We start from the raw sequence: 20,958 nt of genomic DNA, 5'->3' as shown, positions 1-20,958 counted from the left end.
AATCAGAGCTCCCTTCTCATCACAGCAAATGGTTTGACCGTCCGAAAACCAGCCTTCTCGTAAATCCGGATGGCCGGATTGGAGCTGCCCGTATACAACGACATATACGTAGCCTGGATAAGCTGAAATGCTTCGCATAATTTAAAGAAAAGGATACTCCCCAGTCCGTGTCCCTCATGCTCAGGATGTACTCCGATCCCGGTAAAATAGCCCCTGCCGTTGTTCTGGCGTATGACTGGACCGGCGAAGCCGACTGCTTTCCCTTCATATACGGCGAATACAACAGGCACGCTGTCAGCGGCACATTGTGCTATTTCCCGCTTCCACAAAGGATTATTGAATCCGTCCAGCATTTCCTCCACACCGCTGATCTCCTCTGATTTAAACAATTCCACCCTATAACCGTCCATGCCCGCTGCTGCTTCTTTGGCTTTCATATCATCAGGAACAGTGAAACCGGCAAGATTCAGATACATGGCACATTCTCTGGCACGTTCTGCATAACCCTGACTGAGCAGAAAGCGATAAAGCGCACTGTCTACCGGTACGCCGGGTGCGTTGTTATGCTCATGATGCGGGGTGTCCGGTATATACCAAGGCAGTCGCATGGGATTAAAAAACATGAGCTCTGACTGCTGTTTACCCAAATATTTAAAACGGTCCTCCAAGGCCTCTAACATCATCGCGTACGTTTCATTGGTTCTACAATCGCTGGATAATACTATACAGGTTATATAGCCTGCAGCATGTCCCAAGGGCAAGTCATCGCCCGTACATCCACAGGCAAAGCCTTTAACCTGATCAGATTCCAGTAAAATAAATGTCGTTTCTTCATCAAAGTAGGGGCTGGACAAAAAAATGTCTGTGAAGCTGATTTCGGTAAGCTCCTTATATCCGTCTTTCACAGCTTCCTTGTTCCACAAAGATATAACCCCTTGAGTATAATGGCTGTCCCAAGACACAATCATGAAGCTATGCCTCCATTCAGGCAGGAATTTAATAAGAGATTTTCCCCATAATCACTGCTCGCTGGGCTCCCGTGACGACAGGAAGATTGTTTGGCTGCGCAGCCATTGTATAATCGGCAAGCAAGGCGAAAGCAATCGCCTCCTTGGCATCGCTGCGATATCCAGTCTCTTCTTGAGTAACCACCTGCACATTCATAGACTCCAACTCATGCTTTAGAAATTTCATCAGCACCGGATTATAGCTTCCTCCTCCGCCCACGATCATCATATCTGCTGAGTGGCGGTGGCGGATAAAACGGGAGTAAGCCTCTCCAATCGACCACGCAGTGAGCATGGTGACGGTAGCGACGATATCATCTGAAGATAGACTGTTCTCTTGTTGATAGCGAATCAGCCCATCGATATAAGATGTGCCAAACCGTTCTCTGCCCGTTGATTTGGGCAAAGGAAGGCTGTAATAGGCCTCTTGCTGCAGCATACGAAGAAGATCGCTATTTACGTCGCCCCTGTGAGCTATGGCTCCTCCGGTATCCATCGTTTTTTCTCCGGGATACAAACGCGCCACCACGCCATCGATCAGCATGTTCCCCGGACCCGTATCAAACGCAAAAACCTGATCTGGGGTGCCGCCTGCCGGAATCACGGTAATATTGCCGATGCCGCCAATATTCTGCAGCAGCAGGGTCCGATTGTCCTCCCGGTACAGCAGATATTCCGTAAACGGAACCAGCGGTGCCCCTTGCCCGCCGACAGCCATATCAGCCACGCGGAAATCCGATACGCAGGGAATTCCGGTTCGGGCAGATATAACCGCACCTTCTCCAATCTGCACCGTGTAATGAAGATTGTAACCATCCACATCATGCGCTTCAGGTGCATGATAAATCGTTTGCCCGTGGGAACCGATGACCGCAATATCTTTGGGCTCGAGACCGGCTGCTGCTATGGCAGACAGTGCAGACTCCGCAAAAAGCTCGCCTAACCATATATTCATGCGTCCGACTCTGTCTATTGCCGCCTCCTTCGGATCAAACAAGGCAAAAATCTCTTCCCTGACTTTAGCCGGATAGGGCTTATTCTCAAATGCGATCAGGCGGACATGAGGCTGCCCGCCGGGAACACAGTTAATCTCAATCACGGCGGCATCGATACCATCCACAGAAGTACCGGACATCAAACCCACGGCATAGCGACGGTCATGAGAAGGCAATGATATGCAGGCCATTTATCCTTTCACCGCCCCTACGGTAACGCCCTCCAAAAAATACTTTTGCAGGCTGAAAAACAGAATAAACATAGGAAGGGCGGATATCGTGGCGCCTGCCATCATCGGAGCGAAATAAGTTGTATTGGCGAAGCGGAAATTTTTCAAACCAACCTGAATGGTTTGCATATCCATTGTATTGGTAACAAGAAACGGCCAGAAGAAGGAGTTCCAATTATCCATGAACGTGAGGATTGCCATGACGGCCATGACGGTTTTGGATAAAGGCAGGATAATTCTGAGATAGATTTGCAGCTGGCTGCAGCCTTCTATCTTGGCGCTTTCTATAATCTCTTTGGGAATGGTGGTCATAAATTGTTTGGCAAGAAAAATATTATATACCGTAACCAGACCTGGCAGAATCAAGGCGCTGTAGGTATTCTGAATGCTGAATACATTGACGATCAGGATATACAAGGGTACCTGTGTCACTTGATAAGGAATCATCATGGAGCATAGCAGCAAAGCAAAGAGCCACGCTCTGCCTTTAAATTTAATTTTCGAGAATGCATAACCTGCCATACTTGCAAAAAATACATTGGAAATGGTGACGCTCCCCGCCACAATCAAGGAGTTCAAAAGCCATCTGACGGAATATTCGCTGTAATCGAAGAAAAACTTGTAGGAATCAAGCGATATCTTGGTTGGAAAGAGGGAATAGCTCATCGCACCTGCTTCAACGGGATCCCCCAAGGATGAAATAATCATAAAATAAATGGGGAATAACGTTGCCAAGGCAAAGATTAGAAGCAAAATGATGATCGCCGTATTTCTGATATATCTGATCTTATTGTTCTCTGAATGGTTGCTAAAGAGCGCCATCTATGATCCTCCTTCCCCCTAATATTCCACTTCTTTGCCAAGGAATTTGAATTGGACCAATGCTATTCCCGCGATGAGAAGCGCCAGGATTAAGGATTGCGCAGCCGCTTCGCCGAACTCGAAGTACTTGAATGCATTATTGAATATGAGCAGGCCAACCATCGTAGTCGCATTATCGGGACCTCCGCCTGTCATCAAATAAGCGTTCTGAAACACCTGGAACGAACCGATAACACCGGTGACCAAGAGAAATAAGGTCGTTGGCTTCAGGCAAGGAATGACGATATACCAAAGCTTTTGCAGGAAAGACGCCCCATCGAGCTCGGCCGCTTCATAGTAGCTCCCGTCTATGCCCAGCAAGGCTGCCAAATAGATGATAATACTCGCACCATGACTGGATAGCCAGGCCATAAACACCAAAGAGAACATGGATGTCGAGCTCGATCCCAGCCAATTCTGGTTGCCGATCCCAACCGAGTTAATCAATTGATTAAAAATACCTGACGGCATCGGATCAAAAATCCACAGCCATACAACCGATAAGGCAACACCTGAAGCAACTGCCGGAAGATAATAGACGGCCTTAAAGGTCGTCTGCATCCATTTCTTCAATGGAAAAATCAGGATTGCCACGGCAAAGGACAGGAACAGGGCCACCGGCACGGTTAGAATCGTATACACAACGGTATTTTTGATGGATTTCCAGAACAAGGAATCCTGTATCGTATGAGCATAATTATCGAATCCAACAAAGGTGGATCCCAGCGGTTTATATTCCTGAAAGCTGATCACGAAGGCACTGGCAACCGGATAGGCCGTAAACATTGCAAATATGACTAAAGCTACGGCGATAAACGCATATCCCCAAGCTCCGTCTCCTTTTATTTTTCGCTTTTTTATGAATTTGCTTGAGTGAATCATACAACAGCACCTCATTTCAGATATCCGGCTCGCTCAACCGGATAGCCGCATGCGGATGCACACGACTATCTGGTTGATTCCTTATTCCTGTACCACGCCGTCTTCGCCAAAGGCGTCGATTGCAGCGGTTTTTACCGCTTCATACATGGCTTCAGGCGTAATTTCACCAGCCAGCAGCGCCTGTAATTTAGGAATAATCACTTCATCTTCAATTTTGATGGCTTCGGCACCCAATTCAACAGGGATATCAGGACGGGCAGGCGTTGCATGCGAGAGCAGGGTTTCGACGGCTGCCACATTGTCGGGATTCCTGTTGATCGTCATGCTTTCAGCGGCTTTTCTCCCGCTTTCCGTAATATGCGCAACGAAAAGGTCATTATTGGTCGTTGCCGCAACATTGCCGCTTGCCAGGTAATAGGCTGCTTTTACGACATTGGCTTTGTGCTCAGCCGTCGGTTCCTTTTTGCCGCGGAAAGCGACATAACCATCTACCGCAACGCTGGACTGCGGTTCATTCCCCAGAAATGTAGGTACGGGCAGTACGATATAATCGACCGCTATACTTCCTTTTACGGCGCTGCCGTCGTTGGCTTCCAGCTTCTCGTTATTTTGGTTGGCGGAGTTCTCGAAGGTGGCCAGGCCCTTGCCCGTGATCATCGTCTGACCGGTCAGAAACATGTTCCAGCGTTTGCCTGCGTCGACGGAGCTGAGCTCCTTTGGCATCGAGCCGTCGTCAATAAGAGCCCGGACTGCTTTCAAAACTTCCAGATAATTTTTATTGGTATAAGCGTATTTCAGATCTGTGGTGAATGCGGACGGCATGCCTGCATTTTTGATCAATACATTCAAATAGTCTTTGGATGTAACGCCAGCGGTTGCGAATACAAATCCGTAGCGGCTCGTTTGGTCTCCGTCCTTAACAACGCCTTTTTTTATCGCTTCGCGGAATTGCTCGTAGGTCCAACCGTTTTTTTGAACATCTTTCCAGTCGATTCCGGCCTCTTCCATGAATTTCTTGTTTCCTCCCAAGGCGTGAGCCTCCATATACGCCGGGAAGCCATACAGACCACTGCCGTTTTTCATGTATTCCAGCGGAGTTTTATCGTAATCTGCGACCATTTCCGGCGTTGCCGTATCAGTGATGTCCAAAAGCATTCCCTGCTGCACATACTTGGAAATCCCGTCCGAGCCGATGAACGCCAGATCAGGAGGGCTGCCCGCATTGACCTGCGTATCGAGCTTCTGTGTCATGTCTTCCCAGCTGGCAGGCTCTATTTTCAAGGTGAGATTAGGATATAATTCATTGAACCCCTTCTCCATTTGAGCAAAATGTTCTTGAAAATTTGCGGAAACCGGCGGCAGCAGCGCCGTAATGGTGTCTTTCGCCTCTGTGCTTCCTGCGCTTGAAGTGTTGCCCGGGCTGGAAGCATTGCCGTTATTGGAATTTGTGTTATTGGATGAACATGCTGCAAGTGTGGTCAAAGACAGACTCAAAGCTAATACGGATGTCAGAACGCGCATTTTACTTTTCACAGAATATTGCCCCCTAGGAATCGGATTTTATAATTGCGGATTAAACAACTCGACTGAAATTGCGTATGGCTGCTTTCAGGTTTCCGCCAGATAGATCCAGTGCCCGCTTGGCATCCTCTGCCTCCAGGCTCGTTTTTATCATCATGATGGCAAGCTTGCAGCTCATTGAAGCCTTTTCCAGATATTTGGCTGCTGTTCCGGCGTCCGTGCCTGTTGCTGTCTGAATAATGCGGATAGAGCGGTCATTCAGCTTGTTGTTGCTTGCCTTCAAGTCGACCATAAGATTGTTATACGTCTTGCCCAGCTTCACCATCGAACAGGTTGTGAGCATGTTGAGAACCAGCTTCTGAGCAGTTCCCGCCTTCAGCCTTGTAGAGCCCGCAATTGCTTCAGGCCCGACAACAGGCGCAATACATACATCGCAGACATCCTCTATTCTGGAGTTTTTGTTGTTCACTACCCCTATAGTTGCGGCACCAAGCTCTCTTGCCTTCTTCAAACCGGCAATGACGAAATTTGCGCTCCCGCTCGCAGAAATGCCAATAACCGCGTCTTTATTCGTGACGCCGCAGCGCTCAATTAAAGCGATCCCCTCCTCTGCATTGTCTTCAAATCCTTCAACAGCCAATCTCAAAGCAAGATCCCCTCCGGCAATATGTCCCTGCACCAGCAGAGGATCAACGCCAAAGGTGGGCGGACATTCAGACGCGTCGAGCACACCTAATCTGCCCGAAGTTCCGGCCCCTATATAAAACATTCTGCCACCATTTCCAAGCAGATGATGCAGAATTTCAACCGCTTTCATGATTTGCGGGATTTCCGCAGCGACCGCTGCAGGAACCTTCGCATCCTCTTGATTCAGGAGCCGCAGTATTTGTTCTGTCGTGCTATCATCGATCATCAGCGTATCCTGGTTAATCTCCTCCGTTGTCAGTCCCGCGAGATATTCATTCATAGCCAATTCATTCTCCTGCCTCAGGTTATTGTAATGTCAATTTAGCTGACACACATTCCATTTCTTAAGCTTATATTAAGGGGATGCCGGAATTCCGTCAATAGATTCTGAAATTAAATTTTATTTTAGAATTAATTTTTGTTTTTTTAATTCTTATTTGCGACAAAAAAAGACACTAGCTCTAAATCACTAATGTCAGTAACGTCCATCTTATTTCTTCTGCTTGCTTGCCAGGATGTTATGGGTCTTGGTCAGGTATTTTTTCACATTCTGGTATTCCGCACTCGCTACCCCCGCAAAAAGGATATCAATAATGGTAAGCATAGCGATTCTTGACCCCATAGCCCCGCTTCTTATGGTTAATTCCGGAGTTGAGATGCTGAGCACAATATCTGACTTTCCCGCTAATTCGCTTTTGTTATATTTGGTAATGGCAATAATATTGGCTCCATTCCTCTTGGCAATTTCCAGCGAGTCGAGTATCTCTATCGTAGCGCCGGAATTCGAGATAAAGATGGCTACATCGCCCTTTCCCAAGAGGGTTGCGGCAGTGAGCTGGCTATGGCCATCTGTGTAGGCGTGACACATCTTGTTGATCCGGGAAAACTTCTGTTCCCCATCCTGACAGGCCAGACCGGAGGCTCCAACTCCGAAGAAAACAATCCGGTTGCTGGCACGGAGCGCTTTGACAGCACGGGCTACCTCATTCCGGTCGATGATGCTGAGCGTGTCTTCAATGGATCTGACATTGTTGTGAGAAATATTGGAGATGATGATGGACAGATCGTCTCCTGGTTGGATATCGGTGTACTGATCCTTCTGCTCCTCGTCCATGGAGCCCAGTGATGCAGAGATGCTTACGATAAAACTGCGGTAGCCGTTATAACCCATCGTTTTGCAGAAACGAAGAACGGAGGCATCGCTGGTTTTACTCAGTTTAGCAAGACCCTTGATGGAAAGATGGGGAATTTCCTCCAAATTGGTCAAAATGCTCTCAGCTACCATTCTCTCGACTGGCGTCAAGCTATCCTTCTTGTCCCTGATCTTAATCAGAATATTATCATTAATCGCCATTTAATTTTTTCCCACTCACCTTAAAATTCTACGAACCGGGCTTCACAAAATTCAACTTTATATTAAGTGTATTTACGCCAAAACACAAGATAAAGCAAATAAATATTCGGGAAATCCGTTTCACTTGTCTTGCATATTTATTTCATAAATATAAATCACAATGAAAATTAATTCTGTTTATAATCATTCAGATATATTCATAGCTCAGAGTGAAAACTGGAGAGCGATCTCTAGTATTCTATAAAACCAACTGATGACCCGTTACGAGTACTAGTTTTCATTCATATGATACTAAATAACGTAAAGAGGAGGTAAATGTATATGCCATTAGGAAAGAAATCCAAAAAAAATGCTGCAGGCAGCCAAACTGGCGGCAGCAAGACGGCCGGCGATCAAACCGGGGGCAGCAAGACAGCGGGCAACCGGACAGCGGGCAGCAAGTCGGGCGGCAACAAGACAGCGGGCAACCGGACAGCGGGCAGCAAGTCGGGCGGCAACAAGACAGCGGGCAACCGGACAGCGGGCGGCAAGTCGGGCGGCAACAAGACAGCGGGCAACCGGACAGCGGGCGGCAAGTCGGGCGGCAACCGGACAGCGGGCGGCAAGTCGGGCGGCAACCGGACAACCGGCGATGATATCGAATAAGATCATACGCATTTTGCGGTTATACGGTTCATAGATGACTTCTGGTTTCATCAGAGGTCATTTTTTCATCAACAAAAGCTCCTGGAATGCGCAAATGACCCATCCAAAGGTCACTTCTGCAAAGTATCCTTATTGCGGGTCACCGGTTGTAAACGGGTATCCGTCTATTCATTTTTCCCTTGCTTCATCAGGTATGCGCAGCGTTGGATGCTCAGATATTCCCGCTCAATGCTGATATCGTACCACTTCTCCGTGAAGACGTAACCAAGCATCCTCCTGGATCGGCACATTGCGTTTAATGCTTCAGTCAGCTGGATTTCTCCCCCGTTAGCTTCGATTTGTTCGAGATAAGGAAATATTTCCGGCGTCAGTACATATCTCCCCATAACGGCAAGCCGGGATGGCGGATTGATTTTAGGCTTTTCGATTATGGATTGAAGATGGCAGACCTGAGATTCCAGACTCGTTCCGGAGACTACTCCATAGTTTTGAAGCAGCTCCTCCGGTACCGTTTGCAGTCCGATCACCGGACATTTGTATTGCTCGTACAAATGAATCAATGCCTGTAACGGTGAAGTCTGAGCCAGGCTGACTTGATCCGGAAGCAGAATGGCAAACGGGTCATCTCCAGCGAACGCTTTGCCGATCTGAATGGCATGTCCCAGTCCGAGCGCATCCGGCTGTCGGGCATATTGAATGTACACCTTGGCCGGGCCAACCTTTTCAATCATATGTTCCTTGTGATGCTTGGATAAATGCGACTCCAGCTCAATCGAGCGGTCAAAGTAGTCCATTATATCCGTTTTATTGCGGGAGAGAATGATTAGAATTTCCTGTATCCCCGCGTTTACGGCTTCCGATACGATATAATCGATCGCCGGCCGGCCGCTGATCGGGAACATTTCCTTTGGAACCGCTTTGGTTATCGGCAGATTTCGAGTCCCATAGCCGGCAGCGGGAATGATTGCTTTCAACACCATGAAAATCACCTCTTCCATTCAAATATTTTATTATTGTTAATTATCAGTATATAAAGAATTTTCTATTTGAAGCTTGTCCTCTATCAAAATCAGGCACCTGTATACACCCATTTTATAGAGTCCTTATTCAGGGCCCAATTTCATCCTGTTTGGATCATTGGCCGTGACGATTGTTGGACAACCGCTAATATAATAGATTAGTAGATTTGAAAGAGGGAATTCCTATATGAATATTTGTGTTGTTGGCGCGGGATATGTCGGCCTCACGACGGCTGCTGTATTAGCCGATATCGGCCATATTGTCTATTGCACGGATCGCAACACCGCCAGGATAAGCAGCCTGAAGGAAGGAATCGTACCGATCTATGAACCCGGACTTACCGAAATGATCGCGAAGAATCAGGCGGAAGAAAGACTGTTTTTCGCTGCGAACGTAAAACGGCATATGATGAACTGCCCGGTCGTTGTCGTGGCAGTCGGAACGCCTTCCGCCAAAAACGGCAGTGCGGATATGAAGTATATCCTTAATGTCGTTCAAGACCTCTCGCTTGTTATTCGTTCTCCTAAAACCATCATTATAAAAAGTACCGTTCCCCCTGGAACTGCGGACCGGATTGATGCTCTGCTTCAAGAATACGGGGTAAGCCAAGCGCTTTACGAGCTTGTGTCCAATCCCGAATTTCTGCGGGAAGGAAGCGCAATTGAGGATACGGTGCATCCCGACCGAATCGTCATCGGAGCAGCCAATGAAGAAGCGGCGCTTATAGTGAAGGATCTGTACCAGGCTATTGAAACCAGATTTCTATTGACTCAACGTATTGAAGCGGAATTGATTAAATATGCGTCCAACGCTTTTTTGGCTACCAAAATTTCTTTTATCAATGAAATATCGCGTATTTGCGAGGCTTATCACGCCGATATCACGGAGGTTGCCCATGGGATCGGGATGGACAATCGGATCGGGCCCAAATTTCTGCAGGCTGGGTTAGGTTTTGGAGGCTCCTGCTTCCCGAAGGACGTCAATGCATTGAATTATGCCGCTTCCACTAAACAGGTGAAAATGGAGCTTCTTCAGGCCGTTAAAAAAATTAACCGCTCACAACTGGGGGTTTATCTGAATAAACTGAACCACAAGCTGGGCGAAAAGAGAGAGAACATCCGGATCGCAGTCTGGGGAGCAACGTTCAAGGAGAATACCGATGATACCCGCAATTCTCAGGCAATAGCCTTTATGAAGCTGCTGACAAAACAAGGATACCAGGTTTATGCTTACGATCCTCTCGTATCTCCTCCTATCCCGCATGTCGTTTGGTGTTCCGATAAATATGAGGCCGTAAAGGAGGCAGATGCGCTTGTCATTGCGACAGGCTGGCCGGAATTCATGGAAGCCGACTTTCACCGCGTCAAGCTGCTGATGAAACGAAATCTTCTGTTAGATGGACGAAACTGTCTGGACAAAAAAACAATGGAAGCGCATGGGCTTGAATGCTTGGGAGTTGGAAGACCATGAAAATCATGGTCACGGGTGCCCCGTTGATGTCGTTTTTCACCTGGCGGGGATACCCGGTGTCCGGTCCAGCTGGGGGAATGATTTCCGGAATTGCGCAGAAACAAACATACTCGCAACCCAGCAGCTGCTCGAAGCATGCCGCGGCAAGGCAAGCAAGAAATTCATCTTTGCTTCCACTTCTTCCGTTTATGGAGAACAGGCAGGAAGGGTGCCGGAGGACACAAGCACGACCCCGCTCTCTCCTTATGGTGTGAGCAAGCTTACAGGTGAACAATTATGCCGTGTTTATTGGAATAACGATGGCGTTCCCATCGTTATTCTGCGTTTTTTCACCGTATATGGATCCCGTCAACGATCGGATATGGCCTTTCATCGGTTTATAAAGCAAATAATTAAAACGAACCGATGACGCTGATTGGAGACGGCACGCAGTCAAGAGATTTTACGTATATCAGCGATTGCATTGAAGCGACGGCTGCAGTCGCGGACCGGCCCTCAGTGGTAGGTGAAACCATTAATATTGGAGGAAAAGAACGCTCCTCCATTCTGAATGTGATTCGCATACTGGAGAATTTGACGGGAAAACATGCGAATAACGTGAACGCAGGTATTACCAAAGCGTCCCGGCTCTTGAACTACGAACCGAAAGTAAGCTTAACAGAAGGCTTGGCCGAAGAACTGGCCTGCTTTACAAAATACTATTCATAACAGGAGGCTGTCTTTGGAATGAGACTGGCATTCGTATGTACGGAGAAACTTCCTGCTCCCGCTGTAAAAGGCGGCGCCATCCAGATGATGATGGACGGGGTTTCTCCCATTCTTGCCCGCGAGCATCAATTAACCATTTATTCAGTGACGGATGAGCTCCTTCCGGATCTGGAGACTCGCGGCAGCGTTAACTATATAAGATTTCCAAGGGAACAGTATGTAACGGAAGTGGCCCGTTCGCTAAAAGAAAACGCTTATGACGTCGTTCATGTTTTTAACCGGCCGGTCAACGTCATTCCGTTCAAGAAGGCCTCTCCCTCCACCCGCTTTGTCCTGAGTCTTCATAATGAAATGTTTGCCGAGAACAAAATTTCGGATTCGGATGCAAAGCTTTGTGTACAGCATGTCCATAAAATAACGACCGTCAGCAACTACATTAAGAAGACCATAACGGACCGGGTTCCCGAAGCGAAAGATAAAGTCGAAGCGATCTATTCCGGGTTTGATCCTAATCGCTATTTTCCCATATGGACGGCACGGGGGAACAGCACGCGCGAGCAGCTTCGCACCCGTTACGGGGTCAATAATAAGAAAGTTATCCTGTTTGTAGGGCGGCTGAGCGTAAAAAAAGGCCCGCATCTGCTCATTCAGGCAATGGAACGTGTCCTTGCGCAGCATCCGGATGCCGTTCTGGTCATTGTGGGCGGCAAGTGGTTCAGCGACAATACTGTGGATGACTACGGAAAATCGCTGTTGAAGCTGGCCGAACCGTATAAGAATCAGGTCATATTCACCCAGTTCGTTCCGGCTGACGAGATTCAAAATTACTTCTCGATGGCCGACGTATTCGTGTGCAGCTCGCAGTGGCAGGAGCCTCTTGCGCGCGTACATTACGAAGCGATGGCTGCAGGCGTTCCCGTCATTACGACCAATCGCGGCGGTAATGCTGAAGTTATTACGCATAAGGACAACGGCTACATCGTCCGTGACTATACGAGCGCGAATTCATTTGCCAATGCCATCAACTATATGCTCACCAATAAAGAAGAGGCATCGGCAATGGCTGTACGGGGGAGGCAGCTGGTAGACAGCAAATTCACGTTCGGGCATGTGTCGGACCGGCTGAACAAGATTTACATGGGGGCCTATTCCAGCAGTCCCACTCCATTGTCCAATGCATCCGTATCCAAGAGAAAATCGGCCCGTCCGCTTCGTTCACGCAAGAACAGGAATAGCGCTGCAGGTCTTAAAAGAATATCTTACAGAGGCAGGTAGGATTCATGCAGGCGAATATTAATGAAATTATGTTCCAGTATCCTCTACGTGTGAAAAGCGTCAAACTGATCTCGGACAAAGGCAAAAAAGCGACATGGAGCGTAGTCACCAACGCAGGCACAAAAATATTAAAAAAATCGCCCGCAACCCAAAAGAGACTGCTGTTTCTGGTTCAAGCGATCAGGCATATGCAAAAAAACGGGGCTCCCATCCCGGCAATGGTGGAGACCCGGTCAGGAAAAGATTATGCCGAGGACAGCAGCGGCAACTGCTATGTCTTATCGGACGCTGTGCAGGGCTCTTCCCCAACCTATGGAACAGAGGATCTGCTGGCCATCATGAAGGAGCTCGGCAGATTTCATATGGCTTCAAGAGGATTTGCCTCGAATTACACGACCAACGAAAGAGTTCATCTGGGCGGCTGGGCGCAAAGCTATGAGCGGTATATCGAGCGGTTGGAGGGCTTTAAGGGAATGGCCAAAAGCAGCAGCGAATTTCAAAAGCTGTACCTGCTCCATGCCGACAATTTCATCACCCAGGGAAAAGAAGCCCTGAAGTGGATTAGAAGCAGCTATTACATCAATTGGGTCAACAAGGTCGCTGCGCAAAAAAATCTGTGCCATCAGGATTTTGCGGCAGCTAACTTGATCAAGACAGGTAAAGGCCTGGCTGTAATCGATATGGATTCGCTGACTTATGATTTGCCAGCCCGGGATCTTCGTAAAATCTTCAATAAAGTCATGAAAAAGCATGGATGGAGCGCAGCGAAGGCGACTGCGATGCTCAGAGCCTACCGCGAGGTCCATCCTCTGAGCGATGAGGAATGCCAGATTGTTTATGCCGACTTGTTGTTCCCCCATTTATTCTATGGAATTGCGAGCAAAGTCTTTAATAAACGTTCTGAGTGGAATCCTTCCGTTGAAGTGCAGAAGCTGAAATCGTTCATCGCGGCAGAAAGCGACCGTCAGAAGATGCTGTCCTCATGGCCGGCAATCGTCAGACAATCCTGAATCCGTTATGTTTCATTAGTCCTGCCCGGCCGACAGCAGCATGGCCGGTACATAGCTCAAGGAGAAATATTTCATTTTCGTATCGGCTTGAATAATGTTTTCAAAGCATTTCGTGCAAGATCTCCGTCCGGCCAACTGCCCAGTTTTCTGAAATCGGTGTTGTCCGTAATTTGGTCAATGCCGCCGATCAGACGAGCCTGGGCCAGCTGTTGAAGTTCCGAATCCACAATTTGCCCCGCAATGAGGCCGGCAACTCTTTCCCCGTTCATAACCTTGAAGGGGCGGTCGTAGAACGTTGAGGCGTCAGCCGGAATATTTTCGGTGATCCCCAATCCGTTGTGCATTTCCGATAAACAGCTGTATGCCTTATTTAATGCAAGCTCGCGTTCTCTCCAGTCGGCTTTCGTCTGAGCCGTTAACAGGCAGGGCAGGAGCTGATCCGAGCATTTCAAACGTCTGAATGCCGTTCCGAACCATTTCGGATATGGCGCATATTGGCCTTCCATCAAGAAACACAGATTCATAATGTCCCGAACGACGCGAGAACCGATGACCGCTGAGCCCAGTTCGTCGCCAACAAAACCGGAACGGTGCATCAGATGCTCCTCCTGCCCGATCCGCTGCCAGCCGGATGCCATCAGGTATAACCAAATATCGCGTGGATAGAAATCAAATGTATGGCGCAGCGCTGACAGCTGACCGTCATCATCCCGAAAAACCTCCCCGCGGGTTATCTCCAGAAGATTCTGGGAGGGGAAGGTCAGCCAATCAACCAGCTCCAACGATCGGGTAATGTCTGTGGCAAGATGGCCCCTGATGAAATTTGGCACCGTAGTGATTACAGTCATCTTGATATCGATGGGAAAACCGTAGAAGCTTGGTGTGACTCTCTGATCAAGCAAAGCCCGGATAGTCTCGCGAAGCGCAAGATCACGTTCATGCAGAAAAAGACAGACGCGTGGTCCCCAGTCATGGTCCCTCGACATTTCCGTGTCAAACCCCAGTACTTCGCTTCCTGGGCCGATCAGCGCAGCCGAATAGGATACAGGCGATAATGTATCCATCACAGGCTCCACGATTTCAACATAAAATCGGCGGCATAATTCAATGCCTAACATAAACGAGTCCCCTTTCTCTACAAAAAATGGCTGCCGAAGCAGCCGGTTTTTGTTATTTTTAGAAAAATTCATACGGGCCTTCATCAACATATTTGTACTTCCGGTCACTTCCGCGGCGTTTGCCGCAGCCTTCATTTTACATGATCCCAGGCAATTGGAAAAGCCTGCATACTCTGCTGTCAAGTTGATTTGCTCCGGCCGATAAAAACGAAAGAGAGCAAGCTGCCGCCAAGCAAAACCGCGGCTGCAACCATAAGCGACTTATGCATACCGCCTGCAAAGGATTCGCTGCCGCTCAAAATCGAACCCAGAATGGCAACGCCCAGCGTCGCGCCAAGCTGACGGCTTGAGTTCAGAGCGCCTGATGCGGCGCCGCTCATTTCTTTTGGCACGGAAGAGATGACCGACGCCATCAATGCGGGAATCGTAAATGATACGCCAAATCCGATCAACAGCAGTCCCGCGAGCGTAAGCATGTAATTCGTATCGGTGTCCACCCATACGAGGAGTAACGTACCCAGCGCACCCAGGCCAAAGCCGGACGTCATCGGTATTCTTGCTCCGATCCGGCCTACGAGACGACCGGTAAAAATTGGATTGAACGCCAGCGGAAGCATCATTGGCAGGAGCGCGAGTCCCGCTGTATGGGCGGATAATCCGCGCGCTTGCTGGAAGAATAAAGGCAGAATAAACAAAATACCCGACAGGCCGATATTAACCGCCATCCCTGCAAGCATCCCGGCTGATACCGCCGCATTCCTGAAGATCAGCAGCGGAAGCAGCGGATTCCTGCCTTTTGCTTCAACAATCAGGAACAGGATGGCGCTTAGAAGCGCCAGAATAAACGCAGAGAGAATGACCGGAGAATGCCATCCGTATTGATCTCCCTCCATAAGAGCGTAAGACAGTGAAGCAATGCCGGCAATGGCTGCGATTTGACCTGCCGGATCAAAGCCTGTCTGCGGTTTGCGCCTGGTTTCGCTGACCAGAAGCGATGTCATGACCAGACTGATGAGGCCAAGCGGAACATTGAGCAGGAAGATACTGCGCCAGCCCAGCGAGTCGACCAGCAATCCGCCCACGACAGGTCCTGCCGCCATCGCCGCTCCCGTCACCGCTGCCCATATTCCCAATGCCCGCGCACGTTCCGACGGCTCCGGATAAGCATAGGTAAGGAGCGTCAGCGAGGCTGGCAGCAGAGCGGCCCCGCCAATACCAAGTATGGCGCGCAGAACGATCAGCGCCCCAAGGGATGGAACAAATGCCGAAAAGGCGGAGGCCGCCAGAAACAAGCCGAGGCCGCCCATATAGACGCGCTTGGCTCCCAGCTTGTCGGCAAATGCTCCCATCGACAGCAGCAGGCCGGCGAAAACGATCGTATAGGCGTTCACGACCCACTGCAGGCCGGCTATGCCTCCCCCAAGGTCGGCGCGAATGGCAGGCAAAGCTACACTCACCACCGTCGTATCCAGGAGCACCATAAAATAACCGAGTGAAAGCCCGATAAGCAGCAGCATTTTGGAGAGCTTGCCTGCCTGTTTAGCCTGTATTTGCAGCGTATGTTCCAAACTTATCTTCCCCTTTCATCGCGATATGGAAAATCGTCATTCTCCTGATGAAAGTGTATAATGGATTTTATACTAGAATAAGATGATGGTTTATCATAGGAGAAAATCTCCTATGATAATATCCCATTAAGGAAGCTGGTGAAGTGGAATGAACCAGGCAAATAATGAGCGTTTTCTGGAGCTTGCGCAGTTCCTGCGGACGCGGCGCGCCCGTATTTCACCCGAGCAGGCCGGTCTGCCCGGCGGAGGACGGCGGCGGACGCCGGGTCTTCGGCGCGGGGAAGTGGCGCTGCTCTCGGGCGTCAGCGTCGATTGGTATACATGGCTGGAGCAGGCACGCAGCATTCAGGTATCCGCACAAGTACTGGAAAGCATTGCCCGTGCTCTCCAGCTGGATCCGGATGAGCGAAAACATTTATTTCAGCTGGCCCTGCAGCAGCTGCCTGCGGATCTGAACCCCGCCGAAAGCAGCATCAGTCCGACGCTGCAGGACTTCCTTGATCAGCAGGAGATAAGTCCTGCCTATGTTACCGATCAACGCCTGAACATTGTGGGCTGGAACAGTATGGCAAGCCGGATTTACGGGAATTATGAGGCCATGTCCCCGCGTGAGCGCAGCACCGTCTGGCGTTCCTTCACATCGCCTTATGTCCGGCAGATGCTTCAGGAAAACTGGGAAACGCATGCCCGGCACCGCTTGGCTCAATTCCGCGCCAGCTACGGCAAATTCGCCGGCGATCCATGGTGGATGGAGCTCATCGAGGATCTCAATCAGGCAAGCCCGGAATTCAGGGAATGGTGGCCGCAGCATGATGTCCTGAACGGTCCCGAGGGGAAGAAAATCAATCATCACCCGTCGGCCGGCATGCTCGTATTTGACCAAATTTCGTTTCTTGTGGCGGGCTCTCCCCACCTGACCGTCACCATCAATATACCGTCGAAGGATGACGATACAATATCCAGGCTTATAAAGCTTCAATCCAATTGAGAAACGTCTTTTTTGGAATAATCGCAGTGCACCTCTCCCCCCTCAACCTCTGAACATTTATGATATAATCCTGAAGTAATTCAATAAAGGGCATAACCCGCTTACCGCCGGGTTGAATTAGGAGGAAATCAAATGGCAGGCTTTTCTATCGGATCATGGTCATTTCACGCTTTATTCGCCGCAGGAAAAATCAATTTGTTTGGCTATCTGGAAAGCATCAAGTACCGCTACCGCCTTGATCAGGCAGACATTTGGAGCGGCATGCTGCTCTCCACAGAAGACAGCTATATCAACAGCGTCAAGGAGACGCTTGATGAAGAGGGATTGACCGTCGCTTGCCTGAGCGTGGACGGTGCCGATATTTGGCATGACGATCCTGCCATTCGCGAACAAAACTACCAAAAAGCGCTCCTGTACCTCGACATCGCACGCAGATGGGGGGCTAAAGCGCTTCGGATCGATATGGGCGTCAATTCACTTGCCATCACGGATGAACAGTTTAATCTCATTGTCAAGCGGTACCGGGAGTACACGCAGTTTGGCCAGGAGCATGGTTTTCGGGTAGGGCCGCAGACGCATCAGGCCGGTTCCCAATCTCCCCAAAATCTGAAGCGGGTCAGCGACGAGGTTGCTTCGCCGTCCTTTGGAATCGTACTGAATGTCAACCGCTGGCTGGCGGATAAGGAAATCGGGGACGAGCTGGTTTCCCCTTTCACGATGCATGCCCAGTTTGACAGGGCGTTTGTGGATTTCGCCGGAGCCGAACTGCTCCAGAAAGTGCAGTTGCTGCGGCAGGGCGGTTACCAGGGGTGCTGGTCGCTGGAATTCCGGGGCGGAGTGGACGAGTATCTGGAAGTGGAACATGATCTGCTGACTGTCCGGCGCGCTGTAAGACAGGCGTATGGCGAGAATTAAATTCAGCAGTTACTAAGCAAGCTGTCTCCCGCTATTGGAGACAGCTTGCTTTTTTCTCTTCATAGATTCCCTGCATTTTCGAAGCGGTGCATGCCGAAATCCTTCAATGAGGAATTTAGAATGGCTTCTCGCAATGGATTCAGGTTGGGGGTGAAACGCACATCGATATTCAAACCCATTAATCTCTCCAGCAGATTCGAGACGGGTTCCATTTCCAGCGGCTTGACCGTCTCGGGCGATATGTAGTATCCCGCAATTTCATCGAATAACCGAAAGCTCTCAACGGGCAGACGGTATCTGTATACGGTGGCGTTCTTAATGCGCTCATACCAATGGGTTTCGACGGTAATCACAATGTCCGCGCCGGTCAAGCCAAAAAACCGTCGGTGATCCTCCTCAAGAATCCCTTCACCCTTGGTATACACAATTCGTGGACAATCCCGCGGAAAATAAAAAGTGAACTCATGCGCATCGTCAATCGCCCAAACCACAGGGGGCATATTCTGTCGGTTTTCTTTTACTCTGGGAAAAAAGGTATGAATGGCATCGTCCTTGCTAAAATGAAACAGCTTCATTTTATCCTCCTCTTCGCCTTTCGCTTACCCTCTAATCTACCATACTGTCCGGACCTGCGGCACGTTATGATTTGGCAAACCTCCAAGCAACCGTGCCCCATTCACAGGACTGAAATCGATAGCCTCCGCACAACCAGAAGAGACCCTGCACCGGAATCGGCACGGGGTCTCCATTTTTAAGCTGCCTATGGGTTTCTCCCTGTAAGAATCTCCGCCTTATTCGGATCCGGCCACACCGGGTCGTAGGTCGGGCGGTTGACATAACGCGCCAGCGACAGCTCCAGTCTGGTTCCCGAGCCCGGCGCAAGCTCCACGCTCAGCCACTTATCCCCTACTTCAATCCGCCGGATTTCCCCGCCCTGCCCGTTGAACATAACCGCTTCCTCGAACCGGTGCTCGCCGAACGCGCCTGCCTGCACGATCACTTCCTTGCGCTCAAACAAGCTCAGATTCACCAGCTGAAGCATCAGCGAGCCAGCGGAGATGGATTCCACAAGAGCTCCGACATCCTCAGGCAGTCCCGGCCGCTGCCTTACGCCATCGTAATACCGGACGCTGGCATGCTGCAGGCCGCCATGGGAAATATGCATGGGCGCGCCAAGCGTAGTCTGCAGCAGTCCTTCAAAATAAACCGGACACATCTCCTGCCATTTATGAATGCTGGACAGATCCTCCAGATTGAAACCGTCCGAGCGCCACTCTTCAGGGTCGCCTTCAGGTGAACGCATTTTATGCAGCTGATTGCCGATCAGCCGATAGTTGGCCTCCAGAATCCGCTCGGGATAACCCGGATTGTTTCCCTGCATGTATTGAAACCATGGAACGGTATTGCCGTTGTAATGCTTGGTGCTCTTGTTCGTCTCCGCGCTTGTTCCCGATACGCCGGGAATCGTGATTTCAAGCGAGCTCTCATCCAGTCCAATCCGCCGGATACGCTCCAGATCCTCGTCCGCCATCGAGATGAACCAGAGATGGATCGGAATAAAAGGATCGGCGGGGCGGTAATCCGTCCATCCTGCGTCGGTATGTTTATACGGAACCGATGAACGGCCATTCACGGTCTTCCGAAGCTCCCAATTGCGGTCCAGCTGGTCCCGGGCCACATTCAGCCGTTCCATATCCCCTGTCAGCAGAACGGCATTGGATGCCGCATTCACCAGCGGTTCGATAATGGTTATGAAGCCATGGGGCCAACGCCAGCCATAGTAGCCCCCCCACCACTTGCCGTCCATATATTCTCCGATTATGCCGCTCAAGCCGACATTGTCCGGCATAATGCCGCCGTTGGTCTCGGCTCTCTCCTTCCAGGCATCGACATATGCCAGTACCCAGTCGCGAAGCGGCTGCTGCCCGGAATACAAATAAGCGTTCGCGACCATTCCCGTCGCGTTCAGATTCAGCGGGACATCCCCTCTGGCCATCCGCTCATTCATCATCCGGATAATTTCCCGATAGACCGCATCATCCGACCAGGCGCATCTGCCCGAAGCATAATCCACGCCGGCCAAATCCTCGAACGGGGCTGGATAGTGATCCAGTATGCCGCGGTGCGTGCTCCAATCCTCCTCCGTCAAATTGAAACGCGGCCCCCGGCTTCCGTTAATGGGAGAGCGGATCAGCCGCTTTTCCTTGTCGTAATTGGGCGCTTCCGGGTCATCGCCGGTGTACATAGCGGCAAACCGCATCGCTCTTTGCCTGTTCTTCAAATAGCCGGGGTCTGCAAGGCCGAGAAAATATAAATAAAGATAACCTTCGCCGTGATGCATCCAATCGTAATAGGCATCGAATTCGCGGGAGATTTGACCGTATTGCGTCCACTGCCACGTAATCCCTTCCCACAGCTTCTGCGCCAGCTCCAGCGCTTCGTCGCTTCCTCCCAATACATACAGGAGCGCCAGATACATGAAGCCTTCATAAGGATCATCCGAGCCATCCATGCCTGGCCAATCCGGCCGCCAAATCAGCGTGCCGTCGGCGCGGGTGTAACGGTTTACGAATTCGGCCGCCGCCTGATTCAGCGAATCAAGCAGCAGTCTCTCCATCAACGCCCAATGCGGAGGAGCCCAGCTCTCCTCTGCCGCTATTTTTATCATCGCCTGCATCTCCCCGTTGGAATGTATAAGGAACTA

20 protein-coding genes are annotated in these 20,958 nt (G+C 50.0%); 8 read left to right on the top strand and 12 right to left on the bottom strand.

The window, feature by feature from the left end:
• Positions 1 to 2: 2 nt before the first annotated feature.
• The 7 genes from AC0YNV_RS00825 to AC0YNV_RS00795 form a co-directional block, all read right to left on the bottom strand.
• Positions 3 to 968, bottom strand: coding sequence for a GNAT family N-acetyltransferase (locus tag AC0YNV_RS00825; RefSeq protein ID WP_475765059.1), 966 nt, complete (start codon positions 966 to 968; stop codon positions 3 to 5).
• 28 nt (positions 969 to 996) lie between these two features.
• A complete protein-coding gene (locus tag AC0YNV_RS00820) occupies positions 997 to 2,193 on the bottom strand; it encodes an anhydro-N-acetylmuramic acid kinase (RefSeq protein ID WP_475765057.1) in 1,197 nt (398 codons plus the stop codon).
• A complete protein-coding gene (locus tag AC0YNV_RS00815; protein ID WP_210037559.1) occupies positions 2,194 to 3,054 on the bottom strand; it encodes a carbohydrate ABC transporter permease in 861 nt (286 codons plus the stop codon).
• A gap of 18 nt (positions 3,055 to 3,072) precedes the next feature.
• A complete protein-coding gene (locus AC0YNV_RS00810; RefSeq protein WP_475765054.1) occupies positions 3,073 to 3,975 on the bottom strand; it encodes a carbohydrate ABC transporter permease in 903 nt (300 codons plus the stop codon).
• 81 nt (positions 3,976 to 4,056) lie between these two features.
• Positions 4,057 to 5,508, bottom strand: coding sequence for an ABC transporter substrate-binding protein (locus AC0YNV_RS00805; protein ID WP_475765052.1), 1,452 nt, complete (start codon positions 5,506 to 5,508; stop codon positions 4,057 to 4,059).
• Between the two features lie 40 nt (positions 5,509 to 5,548).
• Positions 5,549 to 6,463: an N-acetylmuramic acid 6-phosphate etherase gene (gene murQ / locus AC0YNV_RS00800; protein WP_210037556.1), complete on the bottom strand. Its 915-nt coding sequence runs from the start codon at positions 6,461 to 6,463 to the stop codon at positions 5,549 to 5,551.
• 210 nt (positions 6,464 to 6,673) lie between these two features.
• The gene (locus tag AC0YNV_RS00795; RefSeq protein ID WP_210037555.1) at positions 6,674 to 7,537 is read right to left on the bottom strand and encodes a MurR/RpiR family transcriptional regulator; all 864 of its coding nucleotides are present in this window, start codon (positions 7,535 to 7,537) and stop codon (positions 6,674 to 6,676) included.
• Between the two features lie 321 nt (positions 7,538 to 7,858).
• Between AC0YNV_RS00795 and AC0YNV_RS00790 the strand changes: the two genes are divergently transcribed.
• Entirely contained in the window at positions 7,859 to 8,182 is a 324-nt protein-coding gene (locus AC0YNV_RS00790; RefSeq protein ID WP_475765049.1) for a c2 calcium-dependent domain-containing protein 4C-like protein, read from the top strand.
• A gap of 164 nt (positions 8,183 to 8,346) precedes the next feature.
• Here AC0YNV_RS00790 and AC0YNV_RS00785 read toward each other — a convergent pair whose 3' ends face one another.
• Complete coding sequence (locus tag AC0YNV_RS00785) at positions 8,347 to 9,162, bottom strand: UTP--glucose-1-phosphate uridylyltransferase (RefSeq protein ID WP_475765047.1); 816 nt, start codon at positions 9,160 to 9,162, stop codon at positions 8,347 to 8,349.
• Between the two features lie 226 nt (positions 9,163 to 9,388).
• Here AC0YNV_RS00785 and AC0YNV_RS00780 point away from each other — a divergent pair, with 226 nt between their 5' ends.
• Genes AC0YNV_RS00780 through AC0YNV_RS00760 form a run of 5 tightly spaced genes read left to right on the top strand, consistent with a single transcriptional unit; the run spans position 9,389 to position 13,665 of the window.
• Complete coding sequence (locus AC0YNV_RS00780) at positions 9,389 to 10,672, top strand: UDP-glucose dehydrogenase family protein (RefSeq protein ID WP_475765045.1); 1,284 nt, start codon at positions 9,389 to 9,391, stop codon at positions 10,670 to 10,672.
• The gene (locus tag AC0YNV_RS00775; RefSeq protein ID WP_475765043.1) at positions 10,599 to 11,081 is read left to right on the top strand and encodes an SDR family oxidoreductase; all 483 of its coding nucleotides are present in this window, start codon (positions 10,599 to 10,601) and stop codon (positions 11,079 to 11,081) included. Before AC0YNV_RS00780 ends, AC0YNV_RS00775 begins: the two co-directional genes overlap by 74 nt.
• Complete coding sequence (locus tag AC0YNV_RS00770) at positions 11,078 to 11,380, top strand: NAD-dependent epimerase/dehydratase family protein (RefSeq protein WP_475765041.1); 303 nt, start codon at positions 11,078 to 11,080, stop codon at positions 11,378 to 11,380. The genes AC0YNV_RS00775 and AC0YNV_RS00770 overlap by 4 nt, the downstream gene beginning before the upstream one ends.
• Before the next feature lie 18 nt (positions 11,381 to 11,398).
• Positions 11,399 to 12,655 (top strand): glycosyltransferase family 4 protein, encoded by a 1,257-nt coding sequence (locus AC0YNV_RS00765; RefSeq protein ID WP_475765039.1) that lies wholly within the window; start codon positions 11,399 to 11,401, stop codon positions 12,653 to 12,655.
• A gap of 5 nt (positions 12,656 to 12,660) precedes the next feature.
• Entirely contained in the window at positions 12,661 to 13,665 is a 1,005-nt protein-coding gene (locus AC0YNV_RS00760) for a CotS family spore coat protein (RefSeq protein WP_475765037.1), read from the top strand.
• 71 nt (positions 13,666 to 13,736) lie between these two features.
• Here the strand turns inward: AC0YNV_RS00760 and AC0YNV_RS00755 are convergent, their stop codons facing one another.
• Both AC0YNV_RS00755 and AC0YNV_RS00750 read right to left on the bottom strand, forming a co-directional pair.
• Positions 13,737 to 14,783, bottom strand: coding sequence for a DUF4037 domain-containing protein (locus AC0YNV_RS00755; RefSeq protein ID WP_475765035.1), 1,047 nt, complete (start codon positions 14,781 to 14,783; stop codon positions 13,737 to 13,739).
• Positions 14,784 to 14,962: 179 nt separating this feature from the next.
• Positions 14,963 to 16,351: an MFS transporter gene (locus AC0YNV_RS00750; RefSeq protein WP_475765034.1), complete on the bottom strand. Its 1,389-nt coding sequence runs from the start codon at positions 16,349 to 16,351 to the stop codon at positions 14,963 to 14,965.
• Positions 16,352 to 16,499: 148 nt separating this feature from the next.
• Here AC0YNV_RS00750 and AC0YNV_RS00745 point away from each other — a divergent pair, with 148 nt between their 5' ends.
• Positions 16,500 to 17,339, top strand: coding sequence for a helix-turn-helix transcriptional regulator (locus AC0YNV_RS00745; protein ID WP_475765032.1), 840 nt, complete (start codon positions 16,500 to 16,502; stop codon positions 17,337 to 17,339).
• A gap of 132 nt (positions 17,340 to 17,471) precedes the next feature.
• Positions 17,472 to 18,254, top strand: a complete 783-nt coding sequence (locus AC0YNV_RS00740) for a sugar phosphate isomerase/epimerase family protein (RefSeq protein ID WP_475765030.1) — start codon at positions 17,472 to 17,474, stop codon at positions 18,252 to 18,254.
• 59 nt (positions 18,255 to 18,313) lie between these two features.
• Here AC0YNV_RS00740 and AC0YNV_RS00735 read toward each other — a convergent pair whose 3' ends face one another.
• Both AC0YNV_RS00735 and AC0YNV_RS00730 read right to left on the bottom strand, forming a co-directional pair.
• Positions 18,314 to 18,829 (bottom strand): DUF6886 family protein, encoded by a 516-nt coding sequence (locus AC0YNV_RS00735; protein ID WP_475765028.1) that lies wholly within the window; start codon positions 18,827 to 18,829, stop codon positions 18,314 to 18,316.
• A gap of 185 nt (positions 18,830 to 19,014) precedes the next feature.
• Positions 19,015 to 20,922 (bottom strand): DUF8034 domain-containing protein, encoded by a 1,908-nt coding sequence (locus AC0YNV_RS00730; RefSeq protein ID WP_475765027.1) that lies wholly within the window; start codon positions 20,920 to 20,922, stop codon positions 19,015 to 19,017.
• Between the last annotated feature and the right edge of the window lie 36 nt (positions 20,923 to 20,958).

Source organism: Paenibacillus sp. JT31N11 (genome assembly GCF_056269285.1).
The sequence above is the reverse complement of the archived record's forward strand: the minus strand, read 5'-3'. Positions and strand labels throughout refer to the sequence as shown.